The organism is Paenibacillus sp. FSL M7-1046 (assembly GCF_038007405.1).
Classification (GTDB): Bacteria; Bacillota; Bacilli; order Paenibacillales; family Paenibacillaceae; genus Paenibacillus_AQ.
Genome location: NZ_JBBOXB010000001.1, coordinates 1336052 through 1358335, shown reverse-complemented (window position 1 = coordinate 1358335; position 22284 = coordinate 1336052). Strand labels below are relative to the sequence as shown.

21 protein-coding genes are annotated in these 22284 nt (G+C 50.3%); 17 read left to right on the top strand and 4 right to left on the bottom strand.

What is annotated here, in order from left to right:
• Positions 1–128: 128 nt before the first annotated feature.
• Complete coding sequence (locus tag NYE29_RS05790; RefSeq protein WP_340894799.1) at positions 129–665, bottom strand: ClbS/DfsB family four-helix bundle protein; 537 nt, start codon at positions 663–665, stop codon at positions 129–131.
• A gap of 168 nt (positions 666–833) precedes the next feature.
• Between NYE29_RS05790 and NYE29_RS05785 the strand changes: the two genes are divergently transcribed.
• The 10 genes from NYE29_RS05785 (at position 834) to NYE29_RS05740 (ending at position 12088) form a co-directional block, all read left to right on the top strand.
• Positions 834–1529, top strand: a complete 696-nt coding sequence (locus NYE29_RS05785) for a response regulator transcription factor (protein ID WP_340894798.1) — start codon at positions 834–836, stop codon at positions 1527–1529.
• Positions 1530–1548: 19 nt separating this feature from the next.
• Positions 1549–2673: a sensor histidine kinase gene (locus tag NYE29_RS05780; protein WP_340894796.1), complete on the top strand. Its 1125-nt coding sequence runs from the start codon at positions 1549–1551 to the stop codon at positions 2671–2673.
• 150 nt (positions 2674–2823) lie between these two features.
• A complete protein-coding gene (locus NYE29_RS05775; protein ID WP_076110286.1) occupies positions 2824–3759 on the top strand; it encodes an ABC transporter ATP-binding protein in 936 nt (311 codons plus the stop codon).
• A 28-nt stretch (positions 3760–3787) separates the two neighbouring features.
• Positions 3788–4903: an ABC transporter permease gene (locus NYE29_RS05770; RefSeq protein WP_340899623.1), complete on the top strand. Its 1116-nt coding sequence runs from the start codon at positions 3788–3790 to the stop codon at positions 4901–4903.
• Positions 4904–6055 (top strand): ABC transporter permease, encoded by a 1152-nt coding sequence (locus NYE29_RS05765; RefSeq protein ID WP_340894794.1) that lies wholly within the window; start codon positions 4904–4906, stop codon positions 6053–6055. It begins immediately after the preceding gene.
• Between the two features lie 400 nt (positions 6056–6455).
• Positions 6456–6782 carry a VOC family protein gene (locus NYE29_RS05760; RefSeq protein ID WP_340894792.1) on the top strand — a complete coding sequence of 109 codons (327 nt, stop codon included), beginning with the start codon at positions 6456–6458 and terminating at the stop codon, positions 6780–6782.
• Between the two features lie 120 nt (positions 6783–6902).
• Positions 6903–7745 carry an aldo/keto reductase gene (locus NYE29_RS05755; protein ID WP_340894791.1) on the top strand — a complete coding sequence of 281 codons (843 nt, stop codon included), beginning with the start codon at positions 6903–6905 and terminating at the stop codon, positions 7743–7745.
• 176 nt (positions 7746–7921) lie between these two features.
• Entirely contained in the window at positions 7922–9157 is a 1236-nt protein-coding gene (locus tag NYE29_RS05750; protein ID WP_340894790.1) for a GGDEF domain-containing protein, read from the top strand.
• A gap of 151 nt (positions 9158–9308) precedes the next feature.
• A complete protein-coding gene (locus tag NYE29_RS05745; RefSeq protein ID WP_340894789.1) occupies positions 9309–11006 on the top strand; it encodes a hypothetical protein in 1698 nt (565 codons plus the stop codon).
• Between the two features lie 185 nt (positions 11007–11191).
• Positions 11192–12088: an SDR family oxidoreductase gene (locus tag NYE29_RS05740; protein WP_076110293.1), complete on the top strand. Its 897-nt coding sequence runs from the start codon at positions 11192–11194 to the stop codon at positions 12086–12088.
• A gap of 82 nt (positions 12089–12170) precedes the next feature.
• On the opposite strand, the gene NYE29_RS05735 is transcribed toward NYE29_RS05740, so the two are convergent.
• A complete protein-coding gene (locus NYE29_RS05735) occupies positions 12171–12764 on the bottom strand; it encodes a GNAT family N-acetyltransferase (protein WP_340894787.1) in 594 nt (197 codons plus the stop codon).
• Between the two features lie 347 nt (positions 12765–13111).
• Between NYE29_RS05735 and NYE29_RS05730 the strand changes: the two genes are divergently transcribed.
• On the top strand, positions 13112–14569 hold the full coding sequence (locus tag NYE29_RS05730) for a serine hydrolase domain-containing protein (protein WP_340894786.1): 1458 nt from the start codon (positions 13112–13114) through the stop codon (positions 14567–14569).
• Between the two features lie 11 nt (positions 14570–14580).
• Here the strand turns inward: NYE29_RS05730 and NYE29_RS05725 are convergent, their stop codons facing one another.
• Both NYE29_RS05725 and NYE29_RS05720 read right to left on the bottom strand, forming a co-directional pair.
• A complete protein-coding gene (locus NYE29_RS05725) occupies positions 14581–15096 on the bottom strand; it encodes an AAA family ATPase (RefSeq protein ID WP_340894785.1) in 516 nt (171 codons plus the stop codon).
• Entirely contained in the window at positions 15084–15515 is a 432-nt protein-coding gene (locus tag NYE29_RS05720; protein ID WP_052091810.1) for an NUDIX domain-containing protein, read from the bottom strand. The genes NYE29_RS05725 and NYE29_RS05720 overlap by 13 nt, the downstream gene beginning before the upstream one ends.
• 364 nt (positions 15516–15879) lie before the next feature.
• On the opposite strand from NYE29_RS05720, the gene NYE29_RS05715 reads away from it, so the two are divergent.
• The 6 genes from NYE29_RS05715 (at position 15880) to NYE29_RS05690 (ending at position 21584) form a co-directional block, all read left to right on the top strand.
• The gene (locus NYE29_RS05715) at positions 15880–17808 is read left to right on the top strand and encodes an asparagine synthase-related protein (protein WP_340894784.1); all 1929 of its coding nucleotides are present in this window, start codon (positions 15880–15882) and stop codon (positions 17806–17808) included.
• Positions 17809–17839: 31 nt separating this feature from the next.
• Positions 17840–17965 carry a paeninodin family lasso peptide gene (locus tag NYE29_RS05710; RefSeq protein ID WP_038586022.1) on the top strand — a complete coding sequence of 42 codons (126 nt, stop codon included), beginning with the start codon at positions 17840–17842 and terminating at the stop codon, positions 17963–17965.
• 114 nt (positions 17966–18079) lie between these two features.
• Positions 18080–19012 (top strand): aldolase, encoded by a 933-nt coding sequence (locus NYE29_RS05705; RefSeq protein ID WP_340894782.1) that lies wholly within the window; start codon positions 18080–18082, stop codon positions 19010–19012.
• Positions 19013–19016: 4 nt separating this feature from the next.
• Positions 19017–19316 (top strand): lasso peptide biosynthesis PqqD family chaperone, encoded by a 300-nt coding sequence (locus NYE29_RS05700; protein ID WP_340894780.1) that lies wholly within the window; start codon positions 19017–19019, stop codon positions 19314–19316.
• Positions 19313–19771, top strand: a complete 459-nt coding sequence (locus NYE29_RS05695) for a lasso peptide biosynthesis B2 protein (RefSeq protein WP_340894779.1) — start codon at positions 19313–19315, stop codon at positions 19769–19771. The genes NYE29_RS05700 and NYE29_RS05695 overlap by 4 nt, the downstream gene beginning before the upstream one ends.
• 13 nt (positions 19772–19784) lie before the next feature.
• Positions 19785–21584, top strand: coding sequence for an ABC transporter ATP-binding protein (locus NYE29_RS05690; RefSeq protein WP_340894778.1), 1800 nt, complete (start codon positions 19785–19787; stop codon positions 21582–21584).
• Positions 21585–22284 lie beyond the last annotated feature (700 nt).

Below are 22284 nucleotides of genomic sequence, written 5' to 3'. Positions count from 1 at the left end.
GTCCATTTAGCCACTTACCCGATTGGGGGGAGTAAACAAAGGTATCTTCCTCTTCGGTCATTTTATAAATGACGAATGGGGACCGTGGTAACAAGTAATTCTCATGAGTCAGAGCTGCTCAACATTTGTTATACATTACCCGGGTTCCCCGCCGCGCTGTGTTTCTTCCACTTTCTGATTTTGGCGCGGAAGTTGGTGAACGGGGCGACTGAATTGATGTGAATCCAGCGGGCCATCGGCCAGTTGTCCTTACTGCCGGTCCATTTGCGGGTGCCTTGGGTGAACAGCTCTTCTTCGGTTAACGTACCGATCCATTCCAGCCACTCCTGCTCCCTCTGGCGGAATAGGTCTCGCAGCTCGGCGAGGGATAATGAGGCATATTGCTCGTAGAAGGACTGGTAAAGTCCGCCAAGCTGGTTCCATTTATAGCCGGGTGACGGCATGTGTACCTCATGGCCTTCCCGTTCATCCTTGTCCCAGCCCATGACAAGCGGAAGCCAGCCAAGCTGGTAGGCGATAATTTCGGCGGGTGTTTTATCCACCTCAGGTATTCTAGCATCCCTCTGGCTGTCGTCGATCCCGTCAAATTCTGCATCCAGCAGCACATATTTGGAATGAATGGTCTCGATTAGTTCCTCTTTGGACGAATATTCATAGCTTGCCACAGCACACACCTCGTTTTTATTCTAGTTATACCATAGAGCAGTGACGGCAGTATGTCATATTTCAAGCTTACTGCTCTTAAATGGAATAACATGTATAATGAGGGGGTCTGATTCAGGATCTTCTATTTTGGAGATTCCTTTGAAATCTGTTAGGGGAGAGTCTGCTTCATGAAGATCCGGGTGCTGATTGCTGATGATAATTCCTTCATCCGTGAGGGGATGAAGATTATATTGAACACATTTGAAGAGTTTGAGGTGCTGGATACGGTAGGGGATGGCCGAACTGCCGTTGATTATTGCCGGACGCATGAGGTTGATGTGGCACTGCTTGATGTGCGCATGCCAAACATGAATGGCGTGGAAGCGGCAAGGCTGCTGGTGTTAGAGACGGCGACCAAGCCGCTCATCTTAACGACATTCGATGATGATGCCTATATCCTTGATGCCATCCGTTTCGGGGCAAAGGGCTATCTGCTCAAGAACAATGATCCGGAGCGTATCCGTGATGCTATTAAGAGTGTGCAGGCCGGGAACAACGTGATTCAGGATGTGATGCTGGATAAGCTGAGGGCTGCGATGACAGAGACGTCAGAAACACCGAAGTCCTCAGCGATTAGCCCGCAGGAAGAGTCTTTGCACACCACTCCTTTTGGGGCTGGACCCTTTGACCGTACTCTGTTCACCAAGCGGGAGCTGGAGGTGATGGCGCTGATTGCCAAGGGCTTATCAAATAAAGAGATCTCCGGCCAGCTGTTTATTTCCGAAGGAACAACCGCCAATTATATTACCTCGATTCTGAATAAGACGGCGCTGCAGCACCGTACCCAGATCGCCATCTATTATCTGAAGGGACAGGCCCGCTGAGCGAAAGGATGGTGGCTGCATGATGCAATTATGGATAGCCGGCAACAAAATACTGCTGCTGCTGTTGGTCATCTTTACGGCATATTTCACAGTTGTGGAGCCTGATCGCTGGCTGGTGCTGCTTGTTCTGATCTACATTGCCATGAATCTGCTGATCTCAATTGTGCATACTGCTTTGTTCCGGCAGGCACTTCTTCTGCTGCTCATGGTCTATCTTATAGGCTGTGCAATTTACACACATCCGTCTTTCTGGATGCTGTTTCCGCTTATTGTCTATGAATTCGCGGAATTCCGCAGCGCCAGAAGCAGGTGGGGGTTGTCTGCGGGACTACTGCTGGTGCTATTGCCGATGCTCTACCTGCCCCCTTCCATGCTTGTTCTCTACAGCGGCCTTGCTGTACTGAGCTTTCTCAGCTATGCGGTGCTGAGACAAGCGGTGGCTAAGGTCTGCACACAGTCCAGAGAACTGGAGCAGCTGCGCACGGACCTGGAGCAGAAGGCCAAGCATCTGCTGGAGAGCCATGACTTGATCAAAACTTCGGAGTACACAGTCAAGCTGGAGGAGCGTAACCGGCTGACTCAGGAGATTCATGACGGTATCGGGCATTCGATGACCGGTGCGCTGATCCAGATGGAGGCAGCGAAGAGGCTGCTAAGCACGGATCCTGTAACAGCAGGAGGATTACTTCAGAACGCTATAAACATCTCCAAGCAGGGAATTGAAGAAATCCGGCTCACGCTGCACAATAACAAGCCGGCCACGGAGCAGCTGGGTCTGCACCGCTTAAATAAGGCTGTGGAGTCCTTTGGTGCTCAGGCAGGTCTGATGACATCAGTTGTACATGCTGGTGACATGGAGGTCATTACTCCGCTGCAATGGGGAATTATACATAAGAATGTATCCGAAGCGCTGACCAATACAGCTAAATATGCTGTGGCTTCAGCAGTGCATGTCGAGATCAGGGTACTCAAGCAGTATATTAAAGCTGTTGTCTCCGACAATGGTCAAGGGGCGGCCAGGATCATCAAGGGGATTGGACTAAGCGGAATGGAAGAGCGGACGGCGGCGGTAAGCGGGACTGTGATTGCAGACGGCAAGCGGGGATTCACGGTTACCACATTGATTCCATACGGAGACAGGTGAGATTATTCACCCTGCTCCCTGGAAGAATAGTAGATTCTCATACCTTAAAGATGAACTTATGCACTGACATAAGGGCATCCTTTTTTCTTACAATAGAACTGCACAAGAAGAACAGGCAGCAAGCCACTGAAAAATTGGAGGGATTCCGGCATGAATGTATTGGATATTCGAGGCCTGACGAAGAAATTCGGCGATTTTCTGGCTGTCGATAACCTGTCCTTAACGGTCCGGGAAGGCGAAATCTTCGGATTTCTCGGAGCTAACGGTGCGGGGAAAAGCACAACCATTAATATGATCTCCTCCCTGCTGCGGCCCAGTGGAGGTGAAATCCGCATTCTGGACAAGGATATTATGAAGGAGAGCCGGTTCGCCAAGCTGAATCTTGGCATTGTGCCGCAGGATTTAGCCATCTACGAGGATATGACCGCTTATGAGAATGTGAGTTTTTTTGCCGGATTATATGGACTGAGAGGAACTGTGCTGAAGGAAAGAGTGCTTGAGGCATTAGAGTTCGTGGGGCTGGGCGATAAAGCCAAGGCCTTTCCCAAGACCTTCTCGGGAGGCATGAAGCGGCGCCTGAATATCGCCTGTGCGATCGCCCATAAGCCGAAGCTGATTATTATGGATGAGCCAACCGTGGGAATTGATCCCCAGTCGCGCAATTACATCCTGTCCTCCGTACGGCAATTGAATGAAACGGGCAGCACGATCATTTACACAAGCCATTACATGGAGGAAGTCGAGGAGCTGTGCTCACGGATCGCCATTGTGGACCATGGCAAGATTATAGCCGAAGGCACCAAGGAACAGCTGAAAGCGAGCATTACGGATAGGAAGGATATCCGTCTGGAGCTGAAGTCATCAGGCGGAGGGGAAGGAGAACATTTGAAAGACATACCGGGCATCCGTACCGTGCAGCAGGACGGGCAGGTTATTGTGATTCAAAGCGATGCGGCGGTGGACAATCTGAACCGGATCCTGAAGAAGCTGATGGACGAGGGGGCGGAAATCCGGTCGGTGGAGGAGCGGGAGCCAAGTCTGGAAACCGTGTTCCTGACACTCACAGGACGCAGCTTGCGGGACTGACTGGGAAAGGAGAGGATAACCGGTGAATATGTTGTCGATTGCATTCAAGGAGATAAAACAGGGGGTCCGCGACTGGGGCACGATGCTGTTCATGCTCGCTTTCCCGATTGTGCTGATCCTTATTCTCGGGCTCACACTGACTAATGCGTTTAACAGCAATGTCAGTATCGGGAATGTAAAGGTGATTGTGAAGGATATGAGCGCAAATGAACCCTTATCCCGGGCATTCAGCCTGTTCTCTTTAGAAGCAGATAAATCCGGGATACAGATGGATCCTTTGCAGACAGGGATGAACGGACGTGAAGAAGTAGAGAAGGGCCGGTATGCAAGCTACATAGAGCTTAAGGATAGCGGGATTGAACTATATGGAAGCAGCCGCAGTACACTTGAGAGCAGCATAGTACAGGGAATGCTGGTTTCGTTTACAGACAGCTATAATGCAGCTGAGACTGTGAGCCGGCTCCAGCCGGGGAAGGCGGAACTGATGATCATTGACCCTGCACAGCGGAATTATATTCAAGAGGTATCGATTGTTCCTGACCGGAAGCCGGGTTCGATTGATTATTATGCGCTGGCGATGACCGTGATGATCGGATTATGGAGCGCAATGCCTGCATCGGGGCTGATTAAGAATGAAATTACACGGGGCACAGCCCCCAGACTGATGACGGCACCTTTATCGAAGCGGGAGATGCTGACGGGCAAGCTGATGGGCAGTCTGGTTATTAATATGTTATGTGTCCTTGTGTTAATCCTGTTCAGCAAATACGTGTTCAATGCCTATTGGGGAGAACATATGTCAATCGTGCTCGGTGTGCTGCTGTCGGAAGTGGTTATGGCGATCAGCTTCGGACTGGCCGGCAGTTATATTCTAAAGGGAGCGGCATCACAAGGCATTATTATGATTGTACTGCAGATTGCTTCACTGGCGGGAGGCGCATATTTTCCTGTAGGCGATGGAGGGGGGCTGATGGGATGGGTGGTTAAGCTGTCACCGATCCAATGGGCCAATCATGCGCTGACTGAGGTGATCTATGGAAACCGGTTGTCAGCTGCCTGGCCGGTTATGGGCCTGAACCTGGGACTGGCGGCATTGTTTCTGGGGGCGGCGATTGTGATTATGCGGCATAAGGAGGGCATGTAAATGAAGCAGGATATCTGGTTTCTGGTCTGGAGGACCTTGAAAGCTACTTTTCGGAAACGTTCCGCTCTGATTTTATATTTTGGCCTTCCGGTTGCCGGAATTCTACTGTGTACACTGCTCTATGGCTCGCAAGGGCCAACTGTGCTCAAGGTGGGTATTGTGAATAAGGACACCGGAGGCAGAATTGCCGCAGATACGCTAGGCTTCATGCGGGGATTGGATAATATACAACTAGCAGAGGTGACGGAAAATGAACTCACAACCCAGCTTGCCAGCGGCAAACTGGACAGCGGGCTCATTATGGAATCCGGCTATTCCGAGAGTGTGCTGCAAGGCGAACCCGGTCATATCGAAATAGAGTCGCTAAAGGGGGCGGAAGCAACCTTATATATCAAGTCGATGCTGTATGGATATATCGATCATGTGGCGGCTATCGGCAGAGCATCCGGTGGAGAGGAGACTGCTTTTAATGAGCTGTATGAGGAGTACCGGAGCGCAGAATTCCAGCTGCAGTCCGAATGGGTGGAGGATACCTCTGCTGCGCAGGAAATGTCTTTTCAATCCATTGGTTTCCTGATCATGTTCATGATGACCTCGGCGGTAAACCTGTCGGAGCTGATCCTGAAAAATCGGGAGAACCGCACGTATTTCCGCATTCTCTCTTCACCTGTTCACGCCCGGACATATGTGCTGTCCAATATTATAGTGAATTTGCTGATAATGATTGCCCAAATCGCTGTTACTTTGTTCGTTATGCGGGAAGTATTCCGGCTCGATCCGGGCGTAGCTATGTGGGAGATGTTCGGGCTGTTGATTTTATTCGCCTTGGTATCCGTCAGCATTTCGCTTGTTATCGTGTCTGTGGCGAAAAGTACGGCTGCTGCGGGTGCGCTGCAGAATCTGATTATCGTTCCGACCTGCTTCATCTCCGGCTGCTTCTTCCCGGTTAGTGTGATGCCGGAGGCGGTACAGCGGATTGCGAGCTTCCTGCCCCAGACTTGGGTACTGGAGTCGTTCGAAAGTCTGCAGAGCGGGGAGAACTTCGGCGGGATAGGATTTAATCTGTTGATTTTATTCGCTTTTGCCGTGGTCTTTTTCTTGCTCGCGACCTATAACTTTGGTCGGAATAATGATACGAGACATTTTGTTTAATATGCGGATTCTCTGTTAGCGAAAAAATGAGAATGTAGAACTGGGAAGAAAAAGGGACGTGAGAGAGCCACGTCTCTTTTTTAATGTGTAGTCGTATAAAATGATATTCATATGGGAGGAAGTTACAGCATAATTATTGTCCTGGTTATAGCTGCTATTTTGTTAATGGCCCAAACTATCTAAGGAACTCTAGCCCCGGTGAACCGATACGGCAACACAGCGTGGAGTAATGTAGAAGATTATCCATTGGCAGTCCGCCAGTATAGGGAGTTCTGGTACGTGGAAGAATAAGACGAGCGGAATATGAAACTATTGGAGGAGTCTGTGATGCAGAAAATAGTTACGAATTTATGGTTCGATACCGAAGCGGAAGCAGCGGCCCGCCGGAACGGTTCTGACGGTGACGTTCGAGCTTGACGGGCAATCGTTCACTGCACTTAACGGCGGACCGGAATTTAAGTTCAGCGAAGCCATCTCCTTATTGGTCAACTGTGAGGGACAGGAAGAAGTTGATCATCTGTGGGAGAAACTGTCCGAAGGCGGCTCCAAAGGGCCATGCGGCTGGCTGAAGGACAGATACGGCCTGTCCTGGCAGATTTGTCCCACCGTCCTCGAAGAAATGCTGAAAGATCCCGATCCGCTCAAAGCGCAGAGAGTTACAGAGGCGATGATGGGCATGGGCAAGCTGGATATCGCGGCGCTGAAGCGGGCATTCGAAGGGGAGTAGAGGCGACACTTCCAGACTAAATAAGGTAAAATAAAACTGGGTGCAAGCGCGTTTGCGTCTTCAACATAAATAGAGTGCAGCCCGTTTGGGGATTGCACGACACAAAGGAGAAGAGTAACGATGACTGAAAGAATCCCGGAAATTGAATTGAACGATGGACTAAAGGTGCCTGCGATTGGATTTGGGACTTACCGCTTGAAGGGTGAGGCTGGTGTAAAAAGTCTTACAACAGCGATTGATGCCGGCTATCGCTTGCTGGATAGCGCCTTTAATTATGAGAATGAAGGAACGATTGGCGAAGCGGTTCGCCAAAGCTCTGTGCCGAGGGATCAGCTGTTCATTACGTCCAAGCTGCCGGGGCGCCATCACGCTTATGACAAAGCGGTGGCAACGATCCAGGAATCCTTATATCGGGCCCGATTGGACTATTATGATTTCTATCTCATCCATTGGCCGAACCCCAATGTGAATTTATACGTTGAGGCCTGGCAGGCGATGATCGAGGCCAAGAAGCAAGGGCTGATCCGCTCCATAGGGGTCTGCAACTTTTTGCCCGAGCATATAGAGCGTTTGATCAAGGAAACCGGAGTAGCGCCAAGCATGAACCAAATCGAGCTGCATCCCCTGTTTAACCAGGAAGAGCAGCGCCGATGGCATAAAGAGCACGGAATCGTGACCGAATCCTGGAGTCCGCTCGGACGCGGCAGCAGTATTCTGGAGAATGACAAGCTTGCTGAAATTGCCGGAAGATATAACAAGTCAATCTCCCAGGTCATCCTGCGCTGGCATGTCCAGCTTGGAGCGGTTCCGATTCCCAAAGCAGGATCTGTAGAGCATCAGCGGGATAACCTGAACGTGTTTGATTTCGCTCTGACTGAAGCGGAAATGGAGACAATTTCGGGACTAACCTCAGCATCCGGGCGTATCGCGGATCAAGATCCGGCGACCTATGAGGAATTCTAAACGTACTTAACGCATGTGCATTCACAAATGCTATAGATCGGACAAACCTATCCGCGGTAATGGATAGGTTTTTTTATGTGCAGGCGGGTAAAAAGGTGCGATTCATAATTAAGCGGGCGCGGGCATGTAACCGATAAATAAGTATAGTTGAATGGACACGGAGGATTTATTGAACGTTGAAAAATATACTCAAAGTCGCATCCACGATCATACTGCCGTTTGCTCTGCTTGTGCTGGCGTACTTCTTTGCCAATAACACACATACCTTTTCCCAGCCGCAGCTGGAGCTTGTGAGGCTTGCCCCCTACCCCATCTTTCTGATCGGAGGCGTCCTCTCCTGGAAATTCAACCGCAGCCGGGAGTTTTTTCTGCTCCTTATTTTTACGCTCAGTCTGGCCTCACTGCAATATTTGCGGGAGCTGCCCGGCGCGGGTGGCGAGGTGTCGGTGTCCGATCTTCACTCCATTCTTTGCCTGGTGATTCCTGTTAATGTCCTGATCTTCTCTTTCTTTAAGGAGCGCGGGATATTCAGTCTATGGGGACTTCTCCGCATTGCATTTATATTGGCTCAGGCAGCAGCAGCCGTATGGTTGTTGAACCCGGACCAAAGCGCCATTCTGCACCGGATCGGCAAGGATCTGCTGCCTGTAACGCTGCGTGATCTCACCCCATTGTCGCAAGCCTCGCTGGTTGCTTTTGTGTTGGCGGGGATAAGACTTATCATCAGGCAAGTTTCCCAGAAGTCATCGCAGGATATTTCTTTCATTGCGGTGCTGGCGGGAATGTTATATGTGCTGCATAGCGAGTATGATCCTATCCGGTATGCCATATTATGGGGCGTGTCGGGGATCATTCTGATTACCTCGATCATTCAGGATTCGTATTCGATGGCGTTCTCCGATGAGCTGACCGGACTTCCTTCCAGGCGGGCCTTGAAGCAGGATATGATGAAGCTGGGGATGAATTATGCGATTGCCATGCTGGACATCGATCACTTTAAGAAATTCAATGATACTTATGGCCATGATACGGGGGATGAAGTGCTAAGGCTGGTGGCTTCTACTTTAAGAGAGGTTGCCGGAGGCGGAAGGCCCTTCCGTTATGGCGGTGAGGAATTTACGATCCTGTTCCCGGGTAAAAGCATTCAGGATGCTTTGCCGCATCTGGAAGAGCTGCGCGAGAAAGTGGCTAAGCGTGCTTTTACACTGCGGGGGAAGAATAGAGGAAAAGGCAAAACAAAGCGCAAATCGAAATCTGCAAGCACGAGATCAGCCAGGCCCATATACATAACGATAAGCATCGGCGTTGCCCAAAAAAATGAAAAAAACAAAACGCCGGATACGGTCATGAAGTCTGCGGACACCGCCTTATACCGGGCCAAGAAAAAAGGGAGAAACTGCGTAAGTAAGTAAATATTCTATTTCATAAGGCACCAAAGCAACAAAAACATACATAGTATAGCGGTTCTTAGACCAAGCGGAAACGGGGGCATTCGGTAAGGTTCAATGTTGGAGCAGGCAGGAGTATTCTTAGCAAAATTATAGTCGATGGAGGAAACAACGAATGAAAAAGCTATTTAGTCTGCTGCTTATATTGTTAATGGTTACACCAGCCTTTGGCAGCACAACCTTTGCGGACAATGCGGTGAAGGCTAAGGTGGCAGAGAGCAGCACATTTATTAATGGAGAAGAGAAACAGTCTAACGGATTCGCGATACTCGGCAATAATTATTACAGCTTGCGTGATATCGCCGAACATTTCTCGGGAACCTCCAGCCAGTTCGATATTACCTGGAATAAGAAAAACAACGCGATTGAGATCATAACCGGACAAGCCTATACGCCTGAGGAGAGCGGAGGCAGCAAATATTACAGCCAGAGCAGCAGCTATAGCGCTACACTGTCCAATTCCAAGGTGGTGCTTGACGGGCAGTTGCAGTCTATTAAGGCCTACACGATTGACGGCAGAAATTATTTTCAGTTGAGAGATTTGGCCGCCAAGATTCCCTTTGAGCTCGAATACGACAATAAGCTGAACCAGCTGGCGATGTACTCTAAGGTTCCGGACCATGCGTACCGCGTGAAGACGGGGGCTCCGGTGGAGAGCAATGCCGAATCTTCTAATTTTCCCAGATGGAAAAGTACAATAGAGTCCTACCTTGTCAACAATAGCGACGGGACAGTAAGCGTCATTGAGGCGGGCAAGGAGGTTGCGATTGAAACGTACAATGCCAAATATGAATTGACAGCAACTCAAAAAGTAGCATATGAGCTTCCGCTGTTCGGCGGCTTCTACAGTGGTGTGAAGTACAACTATATTGCGTTTGGACAAGAGAACCGTGAAGAGGATAACAGCAAAGAGGTCATTCGCATCGTCCGTTATGATAAAAGCTTCAACCGTATCGACAGTGTGTCCGTTAAAGGCGGGGAGAGCTACACGGTAGTACCTTTTGATGCAGCCTCCGGAAGGATGGCCGAGCAGGGAGATACGCTTGTCTTCCACACCAGCCGTGAAAGATACACGACAGAAGACGGATTAAACCATCAGTCCCAGCTCACAATTATCGTGAACACCGGCACCATGACCGTGACCAATGATATGGGAAGATTTCAGAAAAATCATGTCAGCCACTCCTTCGATCAATATGTGCTGTTCGATGGAAGCAGCCATGTGCTTGTGGATCATGGCGATGCCTATCCCCGTTCAATTGTCCTGAATAAAGGCGACGGCAAGAGTTACAGCGAGGTGGACCTGTTCCAGATTCCGGGGAGAACCGGGGCGAATGCCACCGGGGTTTCGGTTGGCGGATTCGAAATGTCCGCAGGCAATTATATTGTCGCTATGAACAGCATCGACCATTCCTTGGTTAAAGACTACACCTCTTATGAGATGGTTGGGCTGGATAAGGATCAGCGGGATATTATGCTGAATGTATTGCCCAAGAACAGCCTTGCCAGCGCTTCCGTTAACCATATCACCCTGGCTAAGTATGCAGGCACCGATCGTATTGCCTCCATACCGAAACTGGTGAAGATAACGGATGACAAATTCATGGTGCTGTGGCAGGAATTTGATAAGGACAATCATCCGGGTGATTTGAAATATGTATTCATCGATGGTTCGGGGCAAGCCGCAGGTGCGATCCAGACGATTAAGCATTTTGTATTATCCGAATGCAATCCGGTCGTCAGCGGGGGCAATATTGTCTGGTACACCAACAGCAATAGTTCGCGGCTATTCTATACGATTCCGGTGAACTAGGCAGCAAATTATAGCGGGACTCTCTCCCGATCCTAACAGCATCAGGCCGCATCCTTATTCGTAAGGGCGGCCTTTTTGTTGTGCCTTTTGCTGCGGATTGGAAATAATCTTTCGTTTAGAGGACCCAGTTCTGGTTACATAAAGAGAAAAGAGTCGAATCATTTTGGACTGAGGAGGAATTTACGATGAGTGATCAATATACGATTCAGGACCCTGTGAAACAATATCAGAAAGCCACGCCGGAGTTCCAGCAGCAGCAGCCCGCTCCGGGACTGGAGAAGGCGATGCATCCGAAGCCGGATGACGGTGCGGAAACTTACCGCGGCAGCGGACGGCTTACCGGACGCAAAGCGATTGTTACCGGAGCAGACAGCGGGATTGGCCGCGCGGTGGCGATTGCCTTTGCCCGCGAAGGTGCTGATATAGTCCTGTCCTACATGCCGGAGGAAGAGGCTGACGCGAAGGAAGTGGTCAAGCTTGTAGAGGAAGCCGGCCGTAAGGCAGTCGCTCTGCCAGGCGATCTCAAGGATGAGGGCTACTGCGAGCAGGTGATTGCCGCCGCTGTCGAACAACTGGGCGGAGTCGATATTCTGGCCAATATTGCGGGCAAGCAGCAATTCGTCACCGATATCGCCGATCTCACTACGGAGCAGTTCGACGCCACCTTCAAGACGAATGTGTACTCGCTGTTCTGGCTCTGCAAGGCGGCGATCAAACACATGAAGCCGGGCAGCACGATCATCAATACTTCTTCGATTCAGGCGTATCAGCCTGCACCGATTCTGCTGGACTACGCAACCACCAAGGCTGCGATTAATACGTTCAGCAAATCACTCGCCCAGCAGGTGGCGGGCAAGGGGATCAGGGTGAACGTTGTGGCTCCCGGTCCGGTGTGGACCCCGCTTCAGGTCAGCGGCGGCCAGCCGGAAGAGGTGCTGAAGGACTTCGGGGCGAAGACGCCGCTGAACCGTCCCGGCCAGCCCGCCGAAATGGCTCCGGCCTATGTCTTCCTGGCAAGCCAGGAGTCCAGCTACATCAGTGGTGAAACGCTGAATGCCAATGGCGGGATGCCGACGCCGTAATCAGGATAGTCCAAAAAGCAGACGCTGTTATGCAAACGGCGCCTGCTTTTTTCGTTATTATAGCTAGGAACAATGGGGGAATTCACTCCCCTCCGTACTCTACACCCCGAACCTTGGCAAATATCATAGTATGTCTTAAAGTACCCGTTACATCACATTTGTCGTTGCGCAGCGTCCCTTCCAAGGTAAAGCCTGAACGCTCAGCAATTCTTGCACTCTGCACATTGCGGGAATCACAGCGGATTTCAATCCGGTTCGCCTGCAGCTCCTGAATCGCGTATTTCGTAATGGCATCTACGGCTTCTGTAATGTACCCCTGTCTAGCGAAAGCGGAACGAACCCAATATCCAATCTCGAACTTGCGTGACTGCCAATCGATCCGGTGCAGGCCGCTGCTGCCGATCAATTCCCCCGTTTCCTTCCGGAATAAGAGCAGCCTCAGATCTGTACGCTCCAGGAATTCCAGCCGCGAGCGGCGGATGCTTGCTTCGGATTCCTCAACGGTAGGCACTTTGTTTGCCCAAGGCATCCACGGACGCAATTCCTCAATGCTTTCTTTGACGGCCTCGTTTACAGCAAGACCATCTCCCCAATGTGGGGCGCGGATCAGCAGCCGTTCACTTTCAAAGCTTTCAGGTATGGATAACATAATAAGGCTGCTATCTGCGGTGTCCATAGGTCCAACTCCTTGATTAGATTTGACTAGACTATATTCTATCGTAATTGTTCTATACTATGAATTAATACACTCGGAAAACAAATAGTAACGATAAAACAACTATATAGATTGAACTTAAGGTTTTAGAGTACAGGATCAGTCGCAACTACGGTGAATATTTGGACTTCCGGCCGCTGTTGTCGTAAGAATTTCTTGATTTTAACCGCTATTAGCGGTAGAAATCCGAAGACAAAGGCGGACACTACCGCTCCTCCAGTTCCAAAATCCCCCTCCGTTGCTCCTTTTCCTTATCTCAAGTTTTTAAGTTCATTCTATATAATATTTTAGATTAGGAGGTATAAACCATGAAGTTATCCAGAGGTATCCCCGATCATCACGGGATATCTTCCAGAGACCTCTTAGATTTCTTCATTGCGATCGAACAACGGGAGCTTGAGGTGAACCAGTTTATGCTGCTGCAGAACGGAGTGGTAACGGCTGAGTTCTCGCGGACACCGTATCGTCCGGATTGCCCGCAATTGCTGTATTCGCTGAGCAAAAGCGTCACCTCCATAGCTGTAGGCATCGCCTGTGACGAGGGACTCATGGAACTGGAGGCCCCGGTGATCTCCTTCTTTCCGGACAAGCTGCCGCAGCGGATCTCTGCCAACTTGGCGAAAATGACGGTGCACCATCTTTTATCCATGAACGCAGGCCACCATGATAATATCTATGCTGCTGTGGCCAGGGAGCAGGACTTTGTGCGGGCATTTCTGGCACAGGACGTTCCGCATGAGCCGGGAAGTTATTATGTGTACAGCACGCATTCTACCTATATGCTGTCTGCCATTATGGAGCAGGTTGCGGGACAGGGTCTGGTCAATTATTTGATGCCAAGATTGTTTGAGCCTTTGGGCATACCCCGCCCATCATGGGAGACTTGTCCGCTGGGCATTACAGCAGGCGGGATGGGATTAAGCTTATCTATTGAAAGTATCGCGAAATTGGGCCAGTTGCTGCTGAATAAAGGACTGTATGCGGGAAAAAGAATTGTTTCTGAGCAGTACATCGAATTAGCTACTACGGAACAAAGTGACAACCGCCGCCTCGCCAGAGCAGACCGGGTCGACTCGGCACAAGGCTATGGATACCAATTTCATCTATGCCGGCGTGGGGCGTTTCGGGGGGACGGCTCTTTTGGCCAGCTCTGTTTTGTGGCTCCTGAACAGCAAATAGTCATTGCCGCCACCTCGGCCTTTGAGAATATGACGAAGCTGCAGCATCTTTTAGACTTGATTTATAAGTTCATTATCGATCGATTAGACCAAGGTGGGGTCAAACGGATTTCCAGTCACTCTGAGGATATGCTCAAGCTCCAGCACCGGTTGGGGGCTATGGCTTATCCTGTTCCTGCCTTCAAGCCTATACCGGAAAATATACCGAATCTGGTCAACAGAGGTTATTTAATCAATGAAAATCCCCACGGTCTCCAAAAAATCATTTTCGAGTGGAAAGACGAACAACTTGAGCTTCATATGTTCTATGGGGATGAGCGGGATAACGTCATTCTGTTTCATTTTTCCAAGCCGCTTCATGGGGTAGATGTATTCCCTAAAGACTTATCCCAAGAGCGGCAGGAGGTGGTCACGTATGCACTCTGGGAAAATGCCAGCAAGCTTCAACTCATCCTGTTCTACATCGAAACGCCATATGTGGTCACCTATACAATAGCCTTCCATGACAACAAAATTGACTTTGCGTTCAACATTAATGTATCGCTTGATATACCGAACTATAGGGTTACGGGACGATTCCAGCAATAATACAGGCGGATTTATAGCTTAATGTGCTTGTGAAGCTTGCTGTTGTCCCGTAACACAAGCAGCTTATCCTGATACGGCTTCAAGGCTGCAAAAATGTCAGGCCGCTCTTTCTGCTGATGTCCGTAATTCCATATGTACATTTTTTTCAGCATTTCAAAGGATTGTTTATAATTTCCTTTTTGAAACCCCAGTTTTTGTATGGCGAATCGTTTGAATATGCGGTAATTCCTTTTCCAGATATGCGTGTCCAGATACATAATCATCTCTGCCTGCTCGAAGGATTGCATTACCCATTTATGATGCACGCCTTCAATGATCCACTTGTCAGAGGCAAGGATATTATTCAGTATCTGGTCTCTGTCTTCCACGCTGTTCCTGACATCACCGCCTTCTGTCCGCCTCCATACGATGTTGTCGAGCTCGTAATAAGGGATATCTAATGCGGAGGACAGATTTCTTGCTAAGGTGGATTTGCCGCTGCCGACGGGACCAATGATATGAATCCTGTTTGGTTTTACTCGGTCCATTGTCTGGGTCCGATCACATGGAAAAGTTGCTGGCTGGCGGGATTCAGCGCGTGCAGGATTCTTTGCACTGTGAAATCGCTAATGGGCCGGGGCAGATCGTCTACAGCACAATATTTGCACTCCACAATCTCCGGCGAGCAGGGCTTAGGTGCTTGATATGAGTCTTCTTTACAAGTGAAAACAAAATGGTGCATGTCATTACCCGGGTCATAGTAGACCCCGGTTAAAGACTCTGGAGTGACCTTAAGACCTGTTTCCTCCAGCACTTCGCGCCGCGCGCTTTCCTCTGCCGACTCTTGTGCCTCGGATAACCCTCCGGGCAGTTCCCAATTGTATTTCCCGTAGCTGTGTTTAACCAGAAGGACATGCCCTTCCAGATTCAGGATGACTGCTGCCGCGCCGATCAGTTTATTTGACACAATAGACACTCCTTAATCGTTATATTTAGGATGATTGCTTGTCTGTGGCTGACTGATCAGGTTGCCGATACTATTAATTATAGTAAGCAATGGCCGAACAACAATCAACCGACGGCACTAAGTGATTGATAACCCGTTACGGTCAAAAGTGTTATTTTGTCCTACCACAAAAGTCTACTGAGGTCAATACGCTAAAGGATACCTAAAAGTAGTCTTAGGTGCTATTCACAATGAATGGCAATACCGTTATCTTATATATTAAGAAGTGTTCTTTATTAAGAACTATTAAAATATAAACGCTGGAAAACTCCTGCCGGGTTTTAAGAGCCGAGTGGAGATTTTTTATACAGGTGGAGGCCACAAAATGAGCGCAATCGCCGGTATCTGCCAATTGCAGCGCCATAATCTGAATCCTGATCAGGGACCGAGTCTTATGCAGCAGCTGAGCCGTTATCCTGCGGATGATGCCAGGGGCTGGCAGGGTCAGGGGATTTTCCTTGGTTGCCGTGCGCAGTGGATTACTCCACAATCCTTGAACGAAAAGCTGCCGTTTTATGATCCCGAGCGGAGGCTGGCAATTACAGCGGATGCCATTATCGACAACCGCAGCGAGCTGTTTGGGCAGCTTCAGGTGCCCTATGAAGACCGGGACACCATACCCGACAGCTTGCTCATCCTGCTCGCCTACGAGAAGTGGGGAGATCAGACACCCGTTCATCTGGTAGGAGACTTTGCCTTCATGATCTGGGACGAGCGCAAGCAAACCCTTTTCGGAGCCAGAGACTTCTCCGGCAACCGGACGCTCTATTTTCATAGATCCACTGAAAGTTTCGCTTTTTGCACAGTTATTCATCCGCTGCTTTCTATGCCGGGTGTAAGCCATAAGCTGAATGAAGAATGGGTCTCAGAGTTTCTGGCTATTCAGAATAGAGTCGATGCCACGGACTGCTTTTCAACGGTTTATCAAGCTATTGAACAGCTGCCTCCTTCACATTCCATGACCATCACCGGGGAGAAAATTACATTCTCCCGTTACTTTATATTGCAGGCACCGCCTAAACTGCGTCTTGGCTCCAACGGGGAATACGAGGAAGCCTTCCGCGAAGTATTCGGACAGGCGGTCAAAGACAGGCTTCGGACCCATCTTGCCGCCGGTGCCAACCTGAGCGGGGGGCTTGACTCCGGCTCGGTAGTCAGCTTCGCTGCTGAAGAACTCCGTCGCCGCGGGAAACCGTTGCATACCTTCAGTTATTATCCTGTAGACAGCTTTACCGGTTTTAATCTGGGCAAAAGGGTAGCAGATGAGCGTCCCTTTATTCAGGAGACGATTGATCATGTAGGGAATATTGAGCCGAGCTTTCTGAACTTTCCCGGGCAGAGTCCTTATACCGAGATTGACGAATGGCTGGATATTCTGGAGATGCCCTACAAGTTCATTGAAAATTCTTACTGGCTTAAAGGCATATTTGAACAGGCACAACAGCAGGGACTTGGTGTTCTGCTGAGTGGACAAAGAGGCAATTGGAGTGTTTCCTGGGGACCTGCGCTGGATTATCAGGCCAAGCTGATTCGTGAATTCCGGTGGCTCTCTTTCTACCGTGAGAATAAGCAATACAATCAGTCGATGGAAGCGAACCGCAGAAAGGTGCTGCAGATCGTCGGCAAAAAGGCCTTTCCGTCGCTTGAGCGGCTGCTGCCCCGCAAACGGGAGATGCAGCTTGAGCTGATTCATCCCGATTTTGCCAAACGAACGGAGGTCCATGAACGTCTTCGGGAATTCAATATGGACCGTAGACCCTCCTCGCAGACGGTTTATGATATCCGCCAGAAGCATTTTGAGCAGCCGCATATCTGGAATGTCAACGGAACAGTGGCTACCAAGATGTCGCTGAAGTACCGGGTATGGGACCGTGATCCCACGAATGATCTGCGCGTGATCCGCTTCTGCCTGTCCGTGCCGGAGGGACAGTTTGTCCAGAACGGTGTGGACCGTTCCCTGATTCGCAGGGCCATGGAGGGACGTCTGCCGGATGAGGTCAGAATGAACCGGAAGCAGCGCGGGGTGCAGGGAGCAGACGGGATTCTCCGGATGCTGCCGCAGTGGGACAGCTTCCTCGAAGAGCTTCGGGAAATGATTAAGGACCCCCGGACTGCAGCCTACTTGAACAACAATGTGCTTGCGGGATGTTTGGACCGGATTAGTGAGCCTAAACCGGAGATGATTTACAATTCGGAGTTCCGCCTCCTTACACGGGGACTTGTATTTTACCGCTTTCTGAAATCATTATCCTGATAGCAAGACGCCTGAAAGGGGGTGAAAGAATATGAAAAAGGAATACAGCAAGCCTGCTTTGGAAGTGCTCGACGTTAAAATGACTATGGCTGGACCAGGATTTAAACTCGCCGACTCCTTCCAAGATGATCCGGATGAGATTGTGCACTACTCCTAAGACTGCTTTTGGTCGTGCGGCCCTCATCCCCCTATGCTTGCTGAAGGGGGAGAAGGGCTATCTTTTCATCATCACCTTTTAGAACATGTGAATTTACAGGATGGAGTGAGTCGTATGGCGAGTATCGTTCAAGGCTTGGCTTATAAAGCATTTGGTCTGCAAATTCATAGTGAATTCCCCTTGCCGGAGCTTCCTCTTACTGACCAGCCGGGGTTGATCGGCAGTGTGTCGGTCCTTCAAGAAGACTTGTCGGAGCGTTGGCAGGCCATTCCGAAGATCACACCCAGCCTGGGTGTATCAGGGAACGAAGTTATGTTTGAAGCCAAGGACACCGCTATTTTCTCCATTCGGGGCGGCAGTACGATTACAGTGTCACCTGCACCAGGTGCGGACGGCGACTGTGTACGGCTCTTTATTCTGGGAAGCTGTATGGGCGTTCTGCTGATGCAAAAAAAAATTCTCCCTCTTCACGGCAGTGCGCTTGTACTGGACAACAAGGCTTACGCGCTGGTTGGGCGTTCAGGGGCAGGTAAATCGACACTCGCCTCCTATTTGATGGATCAGGGCCACCTGCTGATCAGCGACGACGTTATTCCCGTTATGGTGCAAAATGGACATCCATTAGCAGTTCCAGGTTATCCGCAGCAAAAGCTGTGGCAGCAAAGCTTGGACTATTTGGGAATGAATTCGTCCTCTTACCGCCCGTTATTCGAACGTGAAACTAAATTTGCCGTTCCTGTGCATGACCGCTTCCAGGCTGAACCGCTGCCGCTCGCAGGTGTGTTTGAATTGTCGGCGGCCGGAGAAAGCCCGGTAACCCTACACGCCATCAGCGGCCTGGAACGGTTCCATACTTTATTTAATCACACTTATCAAAAGGCAATGATTGACCGGATTGGGATCCGCGAATGGCATTTTGGCATGTTGGCCTCTTTCGTTAACCGGCTGCCGATGTACCGGCTTACCCGTCCTGAAGCAGGCTTCAGTGCCCCGGCACAAGCTTCGCTTATATATGAAACGATCCAACATCAAGTGGAGGAGAGATGAACCTATGAATACTACAAATATTTTGTCCCTCGAAACGGTCCTTGTGCAGCGTGAGGGCAATATCGCCAGCGACATGGACGGCGAGAAAGTCATGCTGAATGTGAAGAATGGCAAGTACTACAATCTGGGTGAGGTTGGCGGAGAGATTTGGTCGGCCCTGGCATCACCGGTTACCGTAAGACGGATTGTGGAGACCATCCAGGAGATTTTTGAAGTTTCGGCGGAGCTTGCCGAGCAGGATGTGGTTGCTTTTGTGCAAAGTCTGCTGGATGAGGATCTTGTCGTAACTGTTAGCGGATTATGACAACCCTCCGTCGCATCCGCCTGTTGCTGACCGTTGACAAGGCTGCTGTGGCACTGATTCCAGAGGCATTATGGAGGCTTTTTCTGGTGCGAATCCAGCTGCTTTTTCCGTTTGCAAGAACGGCTCCGCGGCTGGGGATACAGTCCCAGGAGACTTCTGCGGTGTCCAATGCGGCCGATATTCCCCGGATTAAGCATATTACGAAAGCGATTCGTGTCATCAGCCGTTATACGCCCTGGAAGAGCACCTGTATGGTCCGTGCAGTGGCTGGACTACAGATGTTAGAGAGACGCGGGATTGAAAGCACACTCTATATGGGGGTTGCCAGAGATAAGCAAGGTCAAATGATCGCCCATGCCTGGCTGCGCAGCGGAGCTTATTATGTATCCGGCGATGATGCCATGCAGGGTTTTGTAGTTGTGGAGAAGTTTGCCAAAGTGTTACAAGCCGAGTAATCGAGGTGGGACCATGCAAGCCATAATCTATTACATCCGGCAGCTTCAGCGCTTGTCCGGAGTTAAACTGTACCTTAACCTACTTGGCATGGTCATCAGCGGACTGCTGGAGAGCTCAGCCATTCTGCTGCTTGTACCGATGCTGGGAATGGCCGGTATTCAGCTAGGCGGAACAGGAGCGGGGTACAGTATACCTATGCTCGGTTTTCTGTCAGAGCTGCCGCAGACGACGGCGCTTGGGATTGTGCTCGGCGGGTATGTCTTTATCGTACTCTGTCAAAATTTGATTTCGCGTTTCGTCGCGGTCCGTAATGTGGAGATTCAGCAGAGCTACAGCCGGCAGCTGCGGTATGATGTTTACAGCGCACTTTTGCGGTCAGAGTGGGCCTTTTTCCTCAAAAAACGCACCTCGGACCTTATCAATGTAATGACCACGGAAATGGCGAGGGTGCTCGCTGGAATCAGCTGTTTTCTGCAGTTTCTCACTTCGCTCCTGTTCACACTGGTGCAGATCGGCTTCGCCTTCTGGCTGTCCCCTAAGATGACTTTCTCTGTACTGGTATGTGCGGTCCTGCTGTCCTTGTTCTCCCGCAGATTCATCCGCAAAGCCAAGAGGCTGGGCAGTCGCAGCTCCCAGCTCGGCCAGATGTATTTAGCCGGAATCACGGACCAACTGAACGGAATCAAGGATATCAAAAGCAATAATCTGGAGCATTCCCGGTTGGACTGGCTTCATGGGTTTACCGCTGAGGTCAAAAAAGAGCAGCTGGACTATACAAGACTGCGCTCGAATTCCCAGCTGCTGTACAAAATGTCGTCGACGCTCCTGATCGCTGCGTTTATCTTCGTGTCTTTCCGGTTTCTGCACGCGGAAGGCCCATCTTTCCTGCTGGTTATCCTCGTGTTTGCCCGGCTGTGGCCGACTTTTGCTGTCCTTCAGTCGCTGATGGAGCAGCTCGCCTCCGTTCTGCCTTCCTTCAAGCAGCTTCAGGCGCTACAGGAAGAATGCCTGCAGGCTGCTGAACACGGTGCGGAAGGGGAAAGTGCGAAGCAAGTTACACCTATGGCTTTGAAGCAAAGCCTGGAAGCCCGGAATGTGAACTTCCGTTATGATCCGCAGGAGCCGCAATATTCGCTCCAGGGGGTAAATGTGGTGATTCCGGCTAATAAGATGACGGCGATTGTCGGACGTTCGGGCGCAGGAAAAAGCACGCTAGTCGATCTGCTCATGGGCCTGATGCAGCCGGAATCGGGCGAGATCTTGGCCGACGGTCAGTCTATTTCAGGAGACAACCTCTTGTCTTACCGGCGCTCCATTGGTTATGTAGCGCAGGATCCTTTCCTCTACAACGCGACGATCCGTGATAATCTGACGATGATCAAACCGGATGCCAGCGAGGAAGAACTGTGGGAAGCGCTGGAATTTGCTTCTTCGGCCGATTTTGTCCGCAAGCTGCCGGAAGGACTGGATACGCTGATCGGTGACCGGGGCATCCGCCTGTCCGGCGGCGAACGGCAACGTCTGGTGCTGGCACGCGCGATTATCCGCAAGCCTTCCATCCTGGTCCTGGATGAGGCAACAAGCGCGCTCGATACCGAAAACGAGAAGCGGATTCAGGAAGCGCTCGAGCGGCTAAAGCATTCCGTGACGGTAATCGTGATCGCCCACCGGTTGTCCACCATCCGGGGAGCCGATCAGATTCTGGTCATCGACCAGGGGCGGGTCATCCAGCAGGGCATGTTCGGCGGGCTGGCCTCAGAAAAAGGCGGCATGTTCAGCCGGTTGCTCAGCAGTCAGGAAGAGGCGATGTAGGCGACGCACAGTTTCGGGTTGAAGCTGGCGAAGCCTGTTGACGACTGGACATCTTAGAGGGATAGATAGATGACAGGCGAATGGACAAATAGATGAGTAGACGAATGGATGAATGGACGAATGAACGAATGAACGAATGAACGAATGAACGAATGGACGAATAGCATGGCCTCTCTCTACCGAAATCGGCAGGGAGGGGCTTTTGGTGTCACATCTATCAGCCAATTTGGCATGGAACTTGAAAATGATTGCACTTTGTACAGCAGAATTTCACTGAAAGCAAGTATATTTCGGTTCTACTGTACTTTGTGCAGTCAAATTTCGCAGAACCGCCGATATGCAGCTATATTTGAGAAATCTAGTGTACGAAATACAACAGAATGCAAGTTGAGCTCCAAAAGAAAGGAATCTAGTGTATGAAGTACACCAGATTCCTTGATAGTTCTTATTATAAATACTGAAAATGCTCTCTAAGCCCACTGACGCTATTAGTGGGCTTAACTGCCACATACAGCACTAGATGTTCGACCACCCAACCCGCACACGCAAAGCTAGACTCGTCCAAAACTCAGTTTACCTAACATCCCGCACACGCGATGCTTACTCACCCCATGCTCGGCACTTTGTATAAGTTCACCCAACACCCCGCACACGTGATGCTCGGCTCACCCAAACTCAGTTCACCCAACATCCCACACAC